This window comes from Pantoea sp. GABEPS69 (assembly GCF_045780835.1).
GTDB classification, from domain to species: Bacteria; Pseudomonadota; Gammaproteobacteria; order Enterobacterales; family Enterobacteriaceae; genus Pantoea; species Pantoea septica.
In genome coordinates, this window is the sequence record NZ_CP118619.1 from 462516 (window position 1) to 479325 (window position 16810).

14 protein-coding genes are annotated in these 16810 nt (G+C 56.9%); 6 read left to right on the forward strand and 8 right to left on the reverse strand.

Annotated features, from left to right (window positions below; genetic code table 11):
- Nucleotides 1-216: 216 nt before the first annotated feature.
- Nucleotides 217-1152 (reverse strand): aromatic alcohol reductase, encoded by a 936-nt coding sequence (locus PVE98_RS22000; protein ID WP_096074208.1) that lies wholly within the window; start codon nucleotides 1150-1152, stop codon nucleotides 217-219.
- 86 nt (nucleotides 1153-1238) lie between these two features.
- On the opposite strand from PVE98_RS22000, the gene PVE98_RS22005 reads away from it, so the two are divergent.
- The gene (locus PVE98_RS22005; RefSeq protein ID WP_096074207.1) at nucleotides 1239-1640 is read left to right on the forward strand and encodes a helix-turn-helix domain-containing protein; all 402 of its coding nucleotides are present in this window, start codon (nucleotides 1239-1241) and stop codon (nucleotides 1638-1640) included.
- A 253-nt stretch (nucleotides 1641-1893) separates the two neighbouring features.
- On the opposite strand, the gene PVE98_RS22010 is transcribed toward PVE98_RS22005, so the two are convergent.
- Nucleotides 1894-2400 (reverse strand): ATP-binding protein, encoded by a 507-nt coding sequence (locus tag PVE98_RS22010; RefSeq protein ID WP_096074206.1) that lies wholly within the window; start codon nucleotides 2398-2400, stop codon nucleotides 1894-1896.
- Nucleotides 2401-2782: 382 nt separating this feature from the next.
- Between PVE98_RS22010 and PVE98_RS22015 the strand changes: the two genes are divergently transcribed.
- Together PVE98_RS22015 and PVE98_RS22020 are read left to right on the forward strand one after the other, a co-directional pair.
- A complete protein-coding gene (locus PVE98_RS22015; protein ID WP_096074205.1) occupies nucleotides 2783-3484 on the forward strand; it encodes a glutathione S-transferase family protein in 702 nt (233 codons plus the stop codon).
- A 207-nt stretch (nucleotides 3485-3691) separates the two neighbouring features.
- Nucleotides 3692-4369 (forward strand): hypothetical protein, encoded by a 678-nt coding sequence (locus tag PVE98_RS22020; RefSeq protein ID WP_048781165.1) that lies wholly within the window; start codon nucleotides 3692-3694, stop codon nucleotides 4367-4369.
- 67 nt (nucleotides 4370-4436) lie between these two features.
- On the opposite strand, the gene PVE98_RS22025 is transcribed toward PVE98_RS22020, so the two are convergent.
- Complete coding sequence (locus PVE98_RS22025; protein ID WP_033749009.1) at nucleotides 4437-5162, reverse strand: pirin family protein; 726 nt, start codon at nucleotides 5160-5162, stop codon at nucleotides 4437-4439.
- Nucleotides 5163-5285: 123 nt separating this feature from the next.
- On the opposite strand from PVE98_RS22025, the gene PVE98_RS22030 reads away from it, so the two are divergent.
- Nucleotides 5286-6173 carry a LysR family transcriptional regulator gene (locus PVE98_RS22030; protein ID WP_096074204.1) on the forward strand — a complete coding sequence of 296 codons (888 nt, stop codon included), beginning with the start codon at nucleotides 5286-5288 and terminating at the stop codon, nucleotides 6171-6173.
- 15 nt (nucleotides 6174-6188) lie between these two features.
- Here PVE98_RS22030 and gap read toward each other — a convergent pair whose 3' ends face one another.
- From gap to PVE98_RS22050, 4 genes are all read right to left on the reverse strand, one after another.
- Entirely contained in the window at nucleotides 6189-7190 is a 1002-nt protein-coding gene (gene gap, locus PVE98_RS22035; protein ID WP_333620573.1) for a type I glyceraldehyde-3-phosphate dehydrogenase, read from the reverse strand.
- 193 nt (nucleotides 7191-7383) lie between these two features.
- Nucleotides 7384-7575: a hypothetical protein gene (locus PVE98_RS22040; protein ID WP_127908351.1), complete on the reverse strand. Its 192-nt coding sequence runs from the start codon at nucleotides 7573-7575 to the stop codon at nucleotides 7384-7386.
- A 231-nt stretch (nucleotides 7576-7806) separates the two neighbouring features.
- Nucleotides 7807-9732, reverse strand: a complete 1926-nt coding sequence (locus PVE98_RS22045) for a methyl-accepting chemotaxis protein (protein ID WP_096074352.1) — start codon at nucleotides 9730-9732, stop codon at nucleotides 7807-7809.
- A 622-nt stretch (nucleotides 9733-10354) separates the two neighbouring features.
- Nucleotides 10355-10516, reverse strand: a complete 162-nt coding sequence (locus tag PVE98_RS22050) for a hypothetical protein (RefSeq protein WP_187143694.1) — start codon at nucleotides 10514-10516, stop codon at nucleotides 10355-10357.
- 432 nt (nucleotides 10517-10948) lie between these two features.
- Here PVE98_RS22050 and PVE98_RS22055 point away from each other — a divergent pair, with 432 nt between their 5' ends.
- Nucleotides 10949-11134 (forward strand): general stress protein, encoded by a 186-nt coding sequence (locus PVE98_RS22055; RefSeq protein WP_096074202.1) that lies wholly within the window; start codon nucleotides 10949-10951, stop codon nucleotides 11132-11134.
- A gap of 217 nt (nucleotides 11135-11351) precedes the next feature.
- On the opposite strand, the gene PVE98_RS22060 is transcribed toward PVE98_RS22055, so the two are convergent.
- Nucleotides 11352-11909, reverse strand: a complete 558-nt coding sequence (locus PVE98_RS22060; RefSeq protein WP_096074201.1) for a YbhB/YbcL family Raf kinase inhibitor-like protein — start codon at nucleotides 11907-11909, stop codon at nucleotides 11352-11354.
- Nucleotides 11910-12084: 175 nt separating this feature from the next.
- Here PVE98_RS22060 and PVE98_RS22065 point away from each other — a divergent pair, with 175 nt between their 5' ends.
- Nucleotides 12085-16674, forward strand: coding sequence for an ATP-dependent helicase (locus tag PVE98_RS22065; RefSeq protein WP_096074200.1), 4590 nt, complete (start codon nucleotides 12085-12087; stop codon nucleotides 16672-16674).
- Nucleotides 16675-16810: the final 136 nt, after the last annotated feature.

A 16810-nucleotide genomic window follows, 5' to 3' on the forward strand; every position in this document is an offset into this window, starting at 1 on the left:
CCAGAAGCGGAGATTGAACGCTGATTTAGGGCAAAGGCAGGTCCTGAGTATATTAGGGCTATCATTTTAAGCGCTGGCTCTATTGATAGATGAGTAAACCAAAAAGTCAGCAAAACTGCAGTTTTTGCGCTGAAGACAATAGCAATAGATATTAACGACGTCGGCATCTGATTTCAGTCTGCGCCGCTTAAAATTATGCTTAACAGTACCGGAGTGCTAGATGTGGTTCTGTTTTGCCAGCCATTGAATGGCCGTTGTCGTTGAAATTCCCTGACGGTGATTGTAAGTATTACGCTTACTCCAGGCTACGCCGTCTGGCCGTGCGAAAGCAAGTCGGTAATTTGCACCTACATCTTGCGAATTGTGCTGCACATCATCCTGAAGCTTTTGCCCGTCCAGTAATTTTCTGTTTACTTCAGTGCCCCAGTGATCACTCATTAAATCAGCAAGCTCACTATAAGTCAGCGTATCACCTGCAATATAAACAATCTCGTTTTTGAAAGTGGGCTGATGAAAGAAAATGTCCGCAGTCAGCTGGCCGATATCTTCAGGTGTGGTTAGGGTTACCGCGTACTGCCAGTCTCCCAGAGCACAAACAGTTTTACTTTGCGCGTCAATCACACCAAAACCGGGCTCAAACAGATAGCTAGTAAAAATACCTGTAGATACAATGACCCAATCTGTCGCGCTTTGCTGGCGTAAAAGTTGGCGAACGTCAAGTTGTTCATCCCAGACTTGTTGCCCACTGCCTTTACCCACTACGTCATAGTCGACGCCAAACTGCCATGGGAAGTAGCGGGCTACAGCCACTTTCAATACCGCCTGGGTAATTTTTATCTGTGTTCCCGGCCCACCGACAAAACCACTGCAGTTGATGACGGCGTCGAAAGCAGCAAAGAGTTCACTCAGTTCATCAATATTCTCTTCCTGCAGATCGCCCTCTACTACAGTGATTCCAAGCTTCGTCAGTTCATCCAGACGTGCCTTACGCGAGCCAGAAACGGCATGGACGGCTTCGCTTCTGAGTAACACGCTAATTTTTACATCGGTATGTTCCTGCGTTTTATTGCTCATCGCTCTCAATACCTGAATACCAAGCTCGCCTGCACCCAGTATTAGAACAGTATATTTAGGTTTTTTATCGGTATTCATTGTTGCTTCCTGTTGTATAAAAAACGTCATCCTGACAGCTGACATGGCCTGTTTCAATTAGGCACACGCATGATACCGGAGGTGATATGGAGACTGAGCGGGAAGCACTGTTGCAATTTTCCAGGGAGTTTTGCGAGGAATTAAGCAACGATGATGAGGGCCTAAAACGTGAGATCCTGGCCCATGCAGGTAATCGCTGGTCGCTGGGCGTGCTGCATATTCTTGGTACCCATGGGCCTCTTCGCTACGGAGAGTTACGCCGCTACCTTACGAATGTCACTCAAAGAATGCTGACGCGAACACTGCGCCATCTGGAGCGGGACGGGCTTATATCCCGCTATGATTATGAGGAAAAATTGCCCCGGGTGGTTTATGCGATTACAGATATGGGAAAAGAAATGCTTCTGCGGATGCTACCTTTATGGTCCTGGATTATCACATCCGCCAGTTATTTCCGGGAAACAAGAGCACAGTATGACGGTGAATGAACCTTCCCGTGACGACATGGCAGAAAGAAGCTTCAGGTATGAAACGCTCATCAGGTAGGTTTCATCGTGATATTGCAGCCTACACTAAGATTCGTTAGGTCCGCGTTTTAATTACAGCGGGCCTTCAACTCAGTTGACTTGTCCGTGCTTAGCCTGAAGCGAATATTTAGTTCGCTTCAGCATCTTATATAACCATAAGAAATGGGAAACTAATAATGCCCCCAACTGGCGGCTTATATGCAGAAAGATAAATTCAGTTGTATTCAATAATATCAAAACCTTCATCATCCGTTGGTTCTGAAAAATAACGCGTTATAGTTTCAAATTGTTGATCTGACGCCGAAAATTCATGCGCACCTTCCGCATTACGGGCGCGTAACCGGGATTTACATACTTCATCTGATACTTTCAGATAATGCAGCCTGTTACGGGCACCTGACTCCTTAATGATGCTCATCATCCATTCACGATGTGTTTGTGTGTTTGCCGGAAAATCCAGAACGATGGATAAACCAGCTTTGAGTAATGACACCAGATGAGGTTTCATAGCATTTCTCAGTCGTGAGGAATACTGTACATAATCAGATATGGATTGCATTTCATCAGCAAAGAGGGCTGCTAGCCAGTAATCCTCACTGACAATTACGGTACCGGGTAATGAACCCAGTCTTGCTGACAATGTAGATTTTCCTGATGCGATTTTTCCACATAACAGGTGCAAAGTAGGTTTCTCTAACGCGGTTACTGTAGCAGTGTCCATTATTTACCTCACTGGATTATTACCGGTAAGGCCCGCCTTACCGGCGGGAAAATGGCGAACGCTATCCCACCTGAGTCAGACAGGTGATAATAATAATTGAATGGAACAAGACGGAGTGTGTTTTCATTGTCCTTTAAGTTAACAAGGCTTGAATGCAAAATCAGCATTTATTTTACTTATACACTGAATGCCCGCTTCTCGCTCATAGCGAACCCTATAAGCGCACCCCAACGCAGGTTAAACGTCCCCTTATCAATCGCAAGTCGCACAAAAGATTTTCCTAACAAGCGTTAGATAGATATTGACGTGCATCAAATCGCCCGCCAAGGTTTACCTAACTTACGTTAGTTAGACACTTCAGCCATCAACCTTAGGATTTACCATGACGACTAAACTTCAGCTTTTTACTTCGCCTTCTGCCTTCCCCAATCCACAGCGTCTGCGTCTGTTCATGCACGAAAAAGGCATCGCTGATCACTTTGCCGAGACCATTTATGACATGTCCCCTGTAGGCGAACAGCGTGGCTGGCGTCATTTGAATATGAACCCGTGGGGCGAAACGCCCACCCTTGAACTGGCTGACGGTAGTTACATTTCCGAAACGGCTGCTATCGTTCGTTATCTCGACCAGACGTATCCCGGCCGCAAGATCATGGGAGAGACCGCACTGGAACAGGGTCTGGACAACATGTGGGATAACCGGGTGTGGGTGCACATCCTGTACCGCATCGTAACAGCGTTCCACGTGCTGCATACCGGCCTCGGCTTCAAGCTTGAACTGACCAAAAATGAGGCCTGGGGCGAACACTGCCGTAAAGAGGCGCTAACTCATGCCGCGCTGGTCAATCGTCATCTGTCAGACGGCCGTGAATGGCTGCTTGGCGGCGACGCCCCGACCTTCTCGGACATCACGCTGGCAACCGCGATCGCCTTCTCGAAATTCCCGGTCAATGCCACTCCACTTGACGAGCGTTTTGAGTTCTTAGATGCGTACTGGCAGCGCTGGACAAAACGCCCAGCCTTTCAGGCGGCCTACGCCGATCGCAGCAGCGGCATTCCTGAGCTGGATTCGCCCGCCCAGTAACCGCTTCTCAACGGATATGCCAATAAGCAGTGCCTCGACAGGATGGCGAGAGAAAGTAAAAGCGATACACGCCAGTAAAGCGCTAAAACGTAATGCACGCCGTCGATGCATACTGAGTAAATTTTCTGCAAGCAGGGCCGCGCTTTGCCCTGCGCTGTCCCTCCATTACACTGTGCCCATCGCGTATCACCTTTATGGATAAAAGAAATGATAATTGAAAAAGCGGATGAGCCATTTCTGCACACTTTTTTCGGCGAGCCGGTAGAGACGATCGAGCCAGGCTCCGCACAGGCGGAATCAATACGTCAGGCGCTGCAAAGCGCGCGGGCGCAGCGAACTGTCGAAGTAGAGAGCGACTGGAAGCGTAACGCGCTGTTCCTGGCGCTGTTCGTCTTTCTCTATGCCGCGCTCGGCGCTTCGCTGACGCTGGATCTCTCGCGCACCACCGGTCATAAGAGCCTCGACTACGCGCTGCAGGCGGTACCGGTGCTGCTCGCCTTCTCCGGCTTTTTTGTGTCGCTGCTGTTTCTGTTCGTTACCCGCAGCAGCGCCCGCCGGCAGCAAAACTGGGAGCGATCCATCGTGCTGCTGGAGAAGTATGCCGGCGGCAATCTCTATAAGCAGATAATGGATCTCGGCGCGCGCACCACGCACTACTCGTTTTCCGCGATTAACGTCGCGCTGGCGCTGTTTATCTGCGTAACCTGGGTGGTGATGTACAACTTCTTTACCTTCACCACCAGCGGCGTTATCGGTAGCGTGATCTCGCTGTTTATTACCACCATGACCTATGTGATTCTGGATATTCAATTGCTGAAGCCGCACAGGCTGGATCATGAAGTGCCGCTTGGGCTGGAGAAAGAGGAAGAGCGGGACGATAAATAAGCGAAAACAGCACGTCGACAATGCGACGTGCTGCTTTAAGTAACAGGGTGCTGGCCTTTAACAGCGATCAGCGGCTCGGATGATTCACCTCGATCGGACGCAGGTCGAACAGCAGCACTTCGGCATTATCGCCCTCGCTAAAGGTCAGGCTTGCCTCGTTACGCACGCGCGCGCCGTCGCCTGCATTGAAACGCATGCCGTTCACCGTCACGCTGCCGCGCGCAACGTGGATATACGCGTAGCGCGTCTCGTCCAGCGGGAAAGTCTGCTGCTCATCGCCATTGAAGAGACCGGCGTAAAGGCGCATATCCTGACGCACCGATAAAGCATTGTCCTCACCTTCGGGCGAAACGATCAGGCGCAGCTGACCGCGCTTTTCGCTTTCCGGCACCGAAATCTGCTGATAACCGGGCGGCGTTCCTTTTTCAGACGGCACAATCCAGATCTGCAGAAAGTGCACGCCTTCGCTTTTCGAATGGTTGAACTCGCTGTGGGTCACGCCGCTGCCCGCGCTCATCAGCTGCACGTCGCCCGGGACGATAACCGAACCGGTGCCCATGGAATCTTTATGCTCCAGCGCCCCTTCCAGCACGTAAGAGAGGATCTCCATGTTGGAGTGCGGATGCGCGCCGAAACCGCGAGAAGCCGCAACCCGATCGTCGTTGATCACCAGCAGGTCGGAAAAGCCGCTCTGTTTCGGATCCCAGTAGTTCGCAAACGAAAAGGTGTGGCGTGAGTTCAACCAGCCGTGGTCGCCATGGCCGCGTTGCTCTGACAGTCGTTGCTCAATCATGGTCTGCTCCTGTGTTGTAAGGGGGAAGCGCCTGTGCCCTTCCGATGGGACAGACAATACCGTAAACTAAAACCCTTAAAAACAGGCCAATATGGCAATCACTGTCACAAATAAGTGGACAATATGCAGACTGAAGATCTTCGTATTTACGTTGCCGTGATCCATGCGGGCAATTTCACCGCCGCGGCGGAACAGCTGATGCTCTCCAAGCAGTACGTCAGCCGCCGTATGGCCGCGCTGGAGGCGTCGCTCGGTTCGCAGCTTCTGATCCGCAATACGCGTAAGCTTTCAGTGACCGAAGCGGGCATGCTGTTTCTCACCCATGCGCAGCGCATTCTCGACGATATCCATGAAGCGGAGCAGGCGATGTCGACCCGACGCCAGGAGCTACATGGCACGTTCCGCATCAGCATGCCGATGTCGTTCGGCATGAGCCACCTCTCGCCGCTTATCGCGCAGTTTCTGGCGCAGCATCCTGCGCTGCAGTTTCACATCGAGCTGGCGGATCGCTACGTCGATATGATCGGCGAAGGATTCGATATGGCGATTCGCATCGGCGCGCTGGCGGATTCGACCCTGATTGCGCGCCGCCTCGGCGAGCAGCGGCGTCTGATCTGCGCCAGCCCCGCTTACCTCGCGCGCGCGGGCACGCCCGCTACGCCGGACGACCTCGCTCAGCACGCCTGCCTGCGCTATGGCCGAGAAGCCCTGAGCGGCTGGGAACTCCAGCAGGCGGGCAAAAGCAAGAGCGTGCCGGTGCAGGGCCCGATGCTGAGCAATAACGGCGAGGTGCTGCGCGATGCGGCGATCGCCGGGCTGGGACTGGTGCTGCTGCCGGGATTTATCGTCGAGCCGGCGCTAAAGCGCGGCGAACTGGTGAGCGTTCTGGAGGCATATCAGCCCGCGCCGCTCTGCCTGAATGCGGTTTATCCGCAGCATCGCCAGCGCAGCGAGGTGAACCGCGTGCTGCTGAACTTTTTGCAGGAGCAGCTGGGAAATAAGGCGGGCTGAGCAGCCCGCCTGCGATTACAGCGATACGTAAAGATGCAGCACGCGCACCAGCTGGGTCACGAAGCCATATTCGTTATCATACCAGGAGACGGTTTTCACCAGCTGCAGGTCGCCCGCTTCGCTGATCTCCGTCTGGGTCGCGTCAAATATTGAGCCGTAAGGCACGCCGATCACGTCGGTAGAGACGATCTGATCTTCCGTATATTTGAAAGATTCATAGTTCTCGCAGGCGCGCTTGAGCGCCGCGTTGATCTCGTCGACCGTGACCTTTTTATCCAGAATCGACACCAGCTCGGTGACCGAACCGGTTTTGGTCGGCACGCGCTGCGCATGCCCTTTCAGCTTGCCGGTCAACGCTGGGATCACCAGCCCGATCGCCTTCGCCGCGCCGGTGGTGTGTGGGATAATATTTTCCGCTGCGGCGCGCGAGGAGCGGAAATCTTTGCCGCGCGGCCCATCCACCAGCGCCTGAGTGCCGGTGTAGGCGTGAATAGTGGTCATGGTGCCGACCTTGATGCCGAAATTGTCGTGCAGGGCTTTCGCCATCGGCGCCAGGCAGTTCGTGGTGCAGGAGGCGACGGAGATGATTTTGTCTTCGGCGCTGATAGTGTCGTGGTTGACGTTATAGACGATGGTTTTCATCTCGCCGGCCGGCGCGGAGATCAGCACCTTGCCCGCGCCCGCGTCCAGGTGCGCCTGCGCTTTTTCCGCCGAGGTATAGAAGCCGGTGCATTCGATAACCACGTCAACGCCCAGCGATCCCCACGGAATGTTTTTCGCCTCTTTCTCGGCGAAAACGGTAATTTTCTTACCGTTAACCAGCAGCGCGTTGCCGTCCACGCTGACGTCGCCGTGGAATGCGCCGTAGTTGGAGTCATACTTCAGCAGATAGGCGAGCATCTCGGGCGAGGTGAGATCGTTGATCGCCACCACCTCCACGGCTTCCTGCTGTTCCAGAATACGTCTTAAAACCAGACGGCCAATACGTCCAAAACCGTTGATGCCAATCTTCTTCATGGTGATCTCCCAATTCCGGTAACACTGCGTGTTGAGGGTAAATAGCGGGTGAATCTGCGCATCAAACCATTACTGCATAACACCATTGCACGGCGGTGAAGCAGGAGAGTATAGCCTGAGCGGGATAGCGGAATTTGTCAGCAAGAGGCGCGAAGAGGGAGATGACAGGCAGAAAAAAACCGCCGCTGGCGGTTTAATCCTTGAAGCGTTTACGTCTGAACATGGCGTTCTGTTTACTGCGGTTCACCTTTCGTTTGGCGTAGGCCATGATGGTGGTCCAGTCGGGATCGGCGGTGTTTTTCATGTAGTAGCTCAAGGCATCCGCCAGCTCGCTCCAGGCCTGCACCTGCTGCTGCGCATCGCTGGTCAGCGTGGCTTTAAGCATATCGATAAGCCCGTCGACCTTCTTTTTTACATCCGGTAATTTTTCGCCTGTCTGGTACCCTGCTGCAATGCGTCTTAATTCAAGCGCATAATGATCGACATCGACCTCTGTTATATACAAACCTACCTCTGCTCTTTTTGGTCTGGTCCATAAGCATAGCGGTTTCAGCCGTATGCGTTACGCAAAAACGGCAGAAACTTACTGCCGTTTTGCTGACGCTCTGCTGCAGCTTCAGAGCGTACGGAATACCGCGACCATATGGCGCAGCTGCCCGGCGCGTTCAGCCAGATCGTCCGCCGAAACCGCCGACTGCTCCACCAGCACCGCATTCTGCTGGGTCACTTGATCCATCTGATTAACCGCAATATTGACCTGCGAAACGCCGCTGCTCTGCTCTGCCGACGAAGAGGAGATGTCGCGGATCAGCTGCGAGGTCTGCTCAATAGCGTTAAGGCTCTGCTTCACTTTCTCGCCCGCGCTTTGCGCCATGTTCATTCCTTCCTGCGCCTGGCCGACCGACTGCTCAATCAGGCTTTTGATCTCCTTCGCGGCGCTGGCCGAACGCTGCGCCAGCGCGCGCACCTCCGTGGCGACCACCGCGAAGCCCTTGCCCGACTCGCCGGCGCGGGCGGCCTCTACCGCGGCGTTGAGCGCCAGGATATTGGTCTGGAAGGCGATGCTGTCGATGACTGAAGTAATCTCCTCAATCTGGCCTGAGCTGCCGCGGATCTTGCGCATCGACTCCATCACCGAATCCATCGCCTCGCCGCTCATCAGAGCCGCCTGGGTGGCGGAAACCGCTTTATCCGACGCAAAGCGGGTATTGTCGGCGTTCTGCTGAATAATCGAGGCCAGCTGCTCCATGCTGGCGGCGGTTTGCGCCAGCGAGGCGGCCTGCTCTTCCGTGCGGGAAGAGAGATCGCCGTTGCCCTGGGCTATCTCTTCGGAAGAGGTCGCGATAGTGGCGGCATGGTTTTTGATATCGGAAACCAGACGGGCAAGGTGCTGCTGCATCTTCATCAGGGCGTGCAGCAGCTCAGCCATTTCATTGCTGCCGCCAATGTGCAGCGTCGAGGTGAGATCGCCTGCCGCGACCTGGCTGGCGAGGCGAACGGCGTCCTGCAGCGGTCGCGTAACCGAACGGCTGATCATCAGCGCCATGAAAATGGCTACCAGCGCGACCGCCAGCAGACCGGCCAGCAGCATAAATTGCGCATGACGACGCGTATCGATCTGCTTTTGCAGCATCTGCGTCAGGCGGTCGCTGTTCTGCTCGCCGAGCGCGCTGAACTGGTTGATGGCGTGGGTAAAGGTCTGAACATATTCAACCGGCGCGACGCTGGCGCTTCTGCTGACAAAAATGCGCTCGGCCAGCTGCAGCGCGCCGAGCGCCTGGCGCTCCGCCTCCTGCGCGGCAGCGCCAAAATCCGCAGCCAACGCCGGTTCGATGGCGTAGACCTTCTCAAGGTTGCCGTTAAACTGATCCAGCGCCACTTTTCCCGTATCTATCTGAAATGACATGCGGCTGTAATCGCTTTCAGAAATGGTGCCAGAGCCAAGCAGCGAGGCGCCGGCAGCCCGGATTTGTCCCAGCGTCTCGGTGAGCTGCGGCAGTCGGTTAAAAATGCTGGTAATCAGCTGGTAGGTATTCAAATCGCTGTCAAGAGACATGCCGTAATAGTCCAGCACGTCAAGATTGGCGCTCAGCATGAGCTGGATTAGCTGCGCATGCGCGGTCAGGCTGTCAGCGAAAGAGAGCGCGCCGCCGTTGATATCGCTCTGCAGCTGTAGCCACGCCTGTCCCATTTTATCAAGACGCTGCAACGGCTGCGCGCTAGCGTCCTGCTGTCGCAGCTCTGACTGAATAACGTCGGAGAGCCGGTTGATCTCGGCCACCAGCGCCATACGCGGCGGGTTGTCAGGCTTCTTCAGCGCGATAGCGATAGCCGTTTCCGCGCGATGACGCTGCAGCAGGTTCAGTAGCTTCAGCATATGTTTTTCCACCGGAACGCCGCTCAGCTCGCGCTGCTTGGCGTCGATAAGCTGATTTCCGGTCTGAATAAAGAGCGTCGTCGGTAAAACAAATAAAATCAGGGCGAATAAGCCGAGGATAAGAAATTTAACGGGCAGGTTAATTTTATCAAGCAGGTTTTTCATCATTTTCCATCCTGGTAAGTCTGACTGGTGGCATTGGCAATAAGTGTAAAAAATAAGCCGGGCTAATTTTTCAACAAATAGTCAGGGTTGCGCCGCTAATACTCTGCGACACCTTTTTTTAAAAACGCACGGCAAAAATACGCAACGGAAATGGAGTATAGGTTGCTAACGGTGATTTACCACTGAGTGTAAAGACGATATTTACTGCATGATAAAACTAAGCCAAACTGATTAAAAATCTTACAATACATAAACTTAAAAGAAATCTTTTTATTGATTATTCCCATCAAGGTAAGCCATGCTGGAGGATAAGGTTTTATTACTATCTAAAACTAAAGTTTACCGCACGCATGCCGATACCCCGGCGCCAGCATTTATTTTCGGCCTAGACTGGCAGAAAAAATAAGCGTTACAGAGGCGCAGTCGCTGTACTGAATTAATAAATTTTCCGCTTTGGCATTCATATTGATTGATTTTTCTACGAGCTGGCGTTTATGTTTCAGAGAGAGTGGTCAATCAGGAGTGAGTTTTTTCTTGCAGGGGTAATAACGGAGAAAAGCAACCGACGCTTTTGTCTGGTGAGAGTCTCATTTACAAGCCAGATTTGCATCAGGACAAGAGATTACGGGCTCAGTTTGCTGCGCGCGAGCCACGCCTTCCAGCGATTTTCTACCAGATGGTAGCGATAGCCTCGAAAGCTGTCTCGTCTGAGCCAGCGCTCCTCAAAAAACTCATCGCTGCGGATCCAGCGCTCAAACAGCTGGCGTTCATCCTCTTCGCTCATTGTCACCTCATCTTGCTGGCTGTTTCTCGCTTCGGTTACATCGAGTATAGACCACTGAAATGTCCCGCTGCGCTGCTGGCGCGCCAGCCGCTGCAATAGTGTGAGGCACAATGTCTTTCTCTGCTGCCTGCCTGGCAGCCGCATCAGAGCTTAATGCTGACTTAAGCGAAACCAAACGGGAATGACAGTGATTACTCTGTGATTACCTTCACGAATTAGCATTTTCGGAAAATATGTACAGCTGAAAAATAATTGTACAAAAGTGTCATTTAATTTATTTAATATGAACAGATTAGATGCGCCAGATTTTGCCTGACTATTAATCCTTTTCAGGAATTAAATATTATCTCTGCAGTGCATTATTGAAATATCAGGTTTCTGATTTCATAGTTCATTCGTCTCTGGATATTTTTCCCTGAGCGAGGTGACGATATGTTTCAACGACGCGGTGGTCCGGGTAACTTTGCGGAAAACCCGGAAAGGGCGCGGGTTGCGGGGCGCAAAGGCGGTCAGCTAAGCGGCGGGAATGTTACAAACAGTCGTGAACGTGCGCTTGAAGCGGGGCGAACGGGCGGCAAAATTAGCCGTCGGCCGTCATCAGAAAAAATCGCGCAATAATCAGTCGAGTTTTGCCTAATATAACAGATAATTTTTTTGTTCTTCTTCTGACTTTAATTGAACGCTTTTATTAATAGCTGAATCTGATGCTATACCAGGGAATTTTATTGTCATCACTAAAGGCGGGCGTGGTTTACCGCCAGGCGAACGCGTTGGCGGCAAACCACATCTCCGGCAGCTACGCCGCGCAGGCCGTTTCGGCCTGCGCCCTGCTCTTTTACTCCTGCGGATCGTTGCTGAACCGCCCCACCAGCGAGGCTGCGCCGAGCGCGTGGCCTTTTAGCTGCTTTACCAGCTCTTCATGCGTCAGACCAGGCTTAAGCTGTTCAGGCGGCAAATCAGTAGCGATGACGACAAAGTTATAGTGATGCATGCCGCTGCCGACCGGCGGGCATGGCCCATACCAGGCGTTGGTGCCAGGAGAATTTTTGCCGCCGGTATAGCCTTTGCCTTTGGTGAGATCGCCTTGGGCGAAGGCGGTAGTGGCGGCGGGAATGTTGTAAGCCACCATATGGGTGACGCCGAGGCCTTTGGCCCCGACAGGATCGGTGACCAGCAGCGCAAAGCTTTTTGTGTCCTGCGGCGCGTTCGACCAGCTCAGCGCAGGCGAGACGTTGTCGCCGGTACAGGCGGGGCTGCTTTTATTATTTCCGGCAAACGATTTTGGTAAAAAGGCGTTGTCCGTAAAATCCTGCGATTGCAGCGTAAAAAGCGGCGCGGCGGCGAAACTCGCCGCCGGCAGTGCCGCCAGCAGAAAGGCGCTTGCTAATCTCATGAATTCTGTCTCCGTTTGGATGGCTGAAGCCTAAGTATGGAAGGCGCAGCGGGAACAGGCATAAAAATGAGAACACAACATTAAGCAAAACCTGAGGCATTTTTTCACCGCGCAGCGCTTAGCGCCAGGGTCTACGCTTAGGCATTCCCTGCTAACACGGTGATTTCAATCTTATATGTCCGCTAAGGCTGCTGCGCTTTCACGCTTTTCTCCCGCGACTCAAGGCTGGTTCCAGCTCTCCTTCGCCGCGCCCACGCTGGTGCAGTCGGCGGCCTGGGATGCCATCGCCAGCGGCAAACATGCGCTGGTGATCGCGCCGACCGGATCGGGTAAAACCCTCGCGGCGTTTTTGCATGCTATTGACGCGCTGTTTCGCGAGCGCGAAGCGCAGGAGACGCCGGAGAAAGCCACGCGCACGCGCATTCTCTATATCTCGCCGGTTAAGGCGCTGGCGGCGGACGTGCAGCGCAATCTGCAGCTGCCGCTGGAGGGCGTTTACCAGCAGCGTCACGCGCGCGGCGAAAAGGCGATTACGCTGACGGTGGGCATGCGTTCAGGCGATACCCCAGCTAATGAACGGGCTAAGCTTCAGCGCACGCCGCCCGATATCCTGATCACCACGCCGGAATCGCTGTTTTTAATGCTGACGTCGCGCGCCCGCGAAGCGCTGCGCGGCGTTACAACGCTGATTCTGGATGAGGTACACGCGGTGGCAGGCGGCAAACGTGGCGCGCAGCTGGCGCTGAGCCTGGAGAGGCTGGATGCGCTGCTGCCCCAGCCGGCCCAGCGCATTGGTCTCTCGGCCACGGTGCGGCCGGTGGAGCGCATCGCGCAGTTTCTCGGCGGCGCGCAGGAAACCCTCATCGTTAACCCGCCCGCTTCGCGCGCGCTGGAGATGCGCATCGCCGTACCGGTCGAAGATATGACCGATATACCAGCACGCCCCGATAGCAGCGGCGCGCCCGACGGCAGCATCGCATCTGGCTCAATCTGGCCCCATATCGAACAGCGCATCCTTGAGCTGGTGCTGGCGCGCCGCGCCACCATCGTGTTTGCCAACTCTCGCGGGCTGGCGGAGAAGCTGACGGCGCGGCTTAACGAACGCTACGCCGCCAGCCTCGGCGATGCAGAGGCGCGGGCGAAACCCGCCCACGCCTACGGATCATTCAGCGGCGGCACCGAGAAACGCAGCGACGGCGCGTCAGCCACTATCGCCCGCTCGCATCACGGCTCGGTTTCGAAAGAGCAGCGACGTGAAATCGAAGACGCCCTCAAAGCTGGCGAACTGCGCTGCGTCGTCGCCACCTCAAGTCTGGAACTGGGTATCGATATGGGAACGGTCGATCTGGTGATCCAGGTCGGCGCGCCGCCCTCGGTCGCCAGCGCGCTACAGCGCGTCGGCCGTGCCAGCCATCAGGTCGACGGCATCTCCAGCGGCATCGTTTTTCCGCGCACGCGGCGCGATCTGCTCGACGCCGCCGTGATTGTGCAGTGCATGCTGAGCGGCGAACTGGAGCCGGTTGCGCCGCCGCAAAATCCGCTCGACGTGCTGGCGCAGCAGACGGTCGCCGCGGTGGCGATGGATACCCTCTCGGTGGATGCGTGGTTCACCGTCGTGCGTCGCGCCGATCCTTTTCGCAATCTGCCGCGCAGCCTGTTTGACGCCACGCTGGATATGCTGGCGGGCAAATATCCCTCCGACGAGTTCGCCCAGTTTCGTCCGCGCCTGATATGGGATCGCGAGGCGAATCTGCTGACGCCTCGTCCCGGCGCGCAACACCTCGCCGTCACCAGCGGCGGCACTATTCCCGATCGCGGCGCCTTCAGCGTGATGCTGCCCGAAGGCGAAGAGCAGGCGGGATCGCGCCGGGTCGGCGAGCTGGATGAAGAGATGGTGTACGAATCGCGGGTAAACGACATTATCACGCTCGGCGCCACCTCCTGGCGCATTCAGCAGATCACTCACGATCAGGTGGTGGTGGTGCCCGCGCCCGGCCGCTCGGCGCGTCTTCCCTTCTGGCGTGGCGACGGGCTGGGAAGATCGGCGCTGCTGGGCGAAAGCATTGGCCGCTTTTTACGCCAGCTGGACTGGGCGCAGCAGTCCGGCGAGGTCAGCCAGATACCGGGACTCGACGCCAGCGCGCAGCATAATCTTCAGGCGCTGATAGCGGAGCAGCGCGAGGCGACAGGTCTGCTGCCGACCGACGCCACGCTGCTGATCGAGCGCTGCCGCGATGAGACCGGTGACTGGCGCGTTATTCTCCATTCGCCGTGGGGCCAGCGCGTACACGCGCCCTGGGCGCTGGCGGTCGCAGCGCGTATACGCCGCAGGATGGGTCTAGATCCCTCTGTCGTGGCGAGCGATGACGGCATTGTCGCGCGCTTTCCCGATATGGAAGGACGCGTGCCGGGCGCCGAGCTGTTTCAGTTCGACGCCGATGCCCTGCCGCGCGAGGTCGCGGAAGCCATCGGTCATTCGGCGCTGTTTGCCGCACGTTTCCGCGAATGCGCGGCGCGCGCTCTCCTGCTGCCGCGCCGCAATCCTGGCAAGCGCTCGCCGCTCTGGCAGCAGCGTCTGCGCGCCGGAGAGCTGCTGGCGATAGCGCGCGACTATCCCGATTTTCCCATTCTGATCGAGACGGCGCGCGAGTGTCTGCAGGATGTGTACGATTTGCCTGCGCTGCATGAGCTGATGGCGCGCATTCAAAACGGCAGCGTGCAGTTTGCCGAGGTGACGACCGAAGCGCCGTCGCCTTTCGCCGCGCCCTTGCTGTTCGGTTACGTGGCAGAGTTTATCTACGCCACCGATGCGCCGCTGGCGGAACGGCGCGCCTCGCTGCTGGCGCTCGACAGCGGCCTGCTGAGCGAGCTGCTTGGCCAGGCCGATATGCGCGAACTGCTGGATGCCGGGGTGACGGCCCAGGTAGCGAAAGAGTTGCAGCGCCTCGCCGCGCGCTACAGGGTCAGCGAAAAAGAGGGCGTTGCCGATCTGCTGCGCGAGCTGGGCCCGCTGAGCGCAGCGGCGCTGGCCGCCCGCTTCGACGGCGACGCACCCGAGCGCGCCATCGCTGAGCTGGTGGAGGCACATCGCGCCATCGACGTCACCATTAGCGGCGAACGGCGCTGGGCAGCGATTGAAGACGCCGCGCGCCTGCGCGATGCGCTAGGGGTAACGCTGCCGCCAGATATTCCCGTTGCCTTTTTACAGCCGGCCGCCGATCCGCTGCGCGATCTGTTCAGCCGCTACGCGCGCACCCATACGCCCTTTACCACTGGCGAGCTGGCGCGTCATTTCGGGCTGGGCCCGGCGGTGGTCAGCGAAACGCTGGAGCGCATGCGCAGCCAGGGCAAATTGCTCAAGGGCGATTTTGGCCTGCCCGAAGAAGAGCGGGCCGGGTGGCGCGAACAGTGGGTGGCCGAAGAGGTTTTCAGGCGCCTGCGCATTCGCTCTTTGCAGGCCGCGCGCGAGGCGACGCGTCCGGTGCCGTCGGAAGCCTGGGTATCGCTACTGCTGGAGCGGCAGGGATTAACCGGCGAGGCGCCGCATTCGCCTGTCGCGCAGGGACGTTACGAAGGGGTGAACGGCGTGGCGCGCGTGGTTGAACAGCTCGCCGGGCTGGCGCTGCCTGCCTCGATCTGGCAGTCGCAAATCCTGCCGTCGCGCGTGCATGACTATCAGCCCGCGATGCTGGACGAGCTGCTGTCGGCGGGCGACGTTATCTGGGCAGGCGAGCGTTCGCTGGGTCATAACGACGGTCTGGTTTCGCTGCACCTGCGCGAGTTCGCGGCAGAAACGCTGCTGCCGCTGCCACAGGGCAATGACGCGCTGCGTCTGACGCCGCTGCACGACGCTATTCTGGCGCGGCTGGATGATGGCGGCGCATGGTTCGCGCACCAGATCGCCGCCGCAGTCGCCGCTGAGCAGCCCGTCGATGAGGCGCAGATCCAGAGCGCGCTGTGGGAGCTGGCGTGGGCCGGCTATGTCACCTCCGATACCTGGGCGGCGCTGCGCCAGCTGACCGGCATGGCGAACAGCGCGCGGGCGAAACCGACACGTTCGCTGCGCACGCGACGCGGCCGCATTAGCCTCCCGCTGGGACGTCCTGCCACGCCCGCCCTGCCCGGACGCTGGTCGCGCCTTTATCGTTCGGTCGCGCCCCCGGCCCAGCTGGCGCTGGCGATTGCCGAGAATATGCTGGACCGCTGGGGCGTGGTGACGCGCGGTGCGGCGATTGCAGAGCAGGTACCGGGCGGATTCCCGGCGCTGCAGCCGGTGATGCGCGGGCTGGAGGATGCCGGACGCGTGCTGCGAGGTCGCTTCGTCGCCGGGCTGGGCGGCGCGCAGTTTGCGGAGAACGCCACTATCGAGCGCCTGCGCATTATCGCTGAACGCGCCGCGCGCGATCCGCTGGCGGTGGCGCTTTCCGCCGTCGATCCCGCCTCTCCCTTTGGCGTAACGCTGCGCTGGCCCGCGCATAGCGCCGCTTCGCGTCCGGTTCGCCGCAGCGGCGCGCTGGTGGTGATCTGTCACGGTCAGCTGGCGCTCTACCTGGCGCAGGGCGGTAAAGAACTCCTGAGCTATGGCGAAGAGAGCTGGCACGCCGCCGCGATCGCGGCACTGGCCGTCGCGCTGCGTCGAGAGAGAGCGTCTGGCTTTACGCTGGAAACGATCGACGGCAAACCCGCAGGACAGTCGCCGTTGATCGACGCGCTGCGCCGCGCTGGCTTTTCACGCGAGCCGAAAGGGTATGGCTGGTATGGGTGAGGGACCAGCGTCAGGGGTGAGCCAGGCGACTGGCTTACTCTCTTCTTACGCGCTGGGTGCTGGGAATTCATTCAAAATGATGATTAATTCAATTAAACTTTACGTAAGCATCAGGCTTTGACGCTACATTCATTCT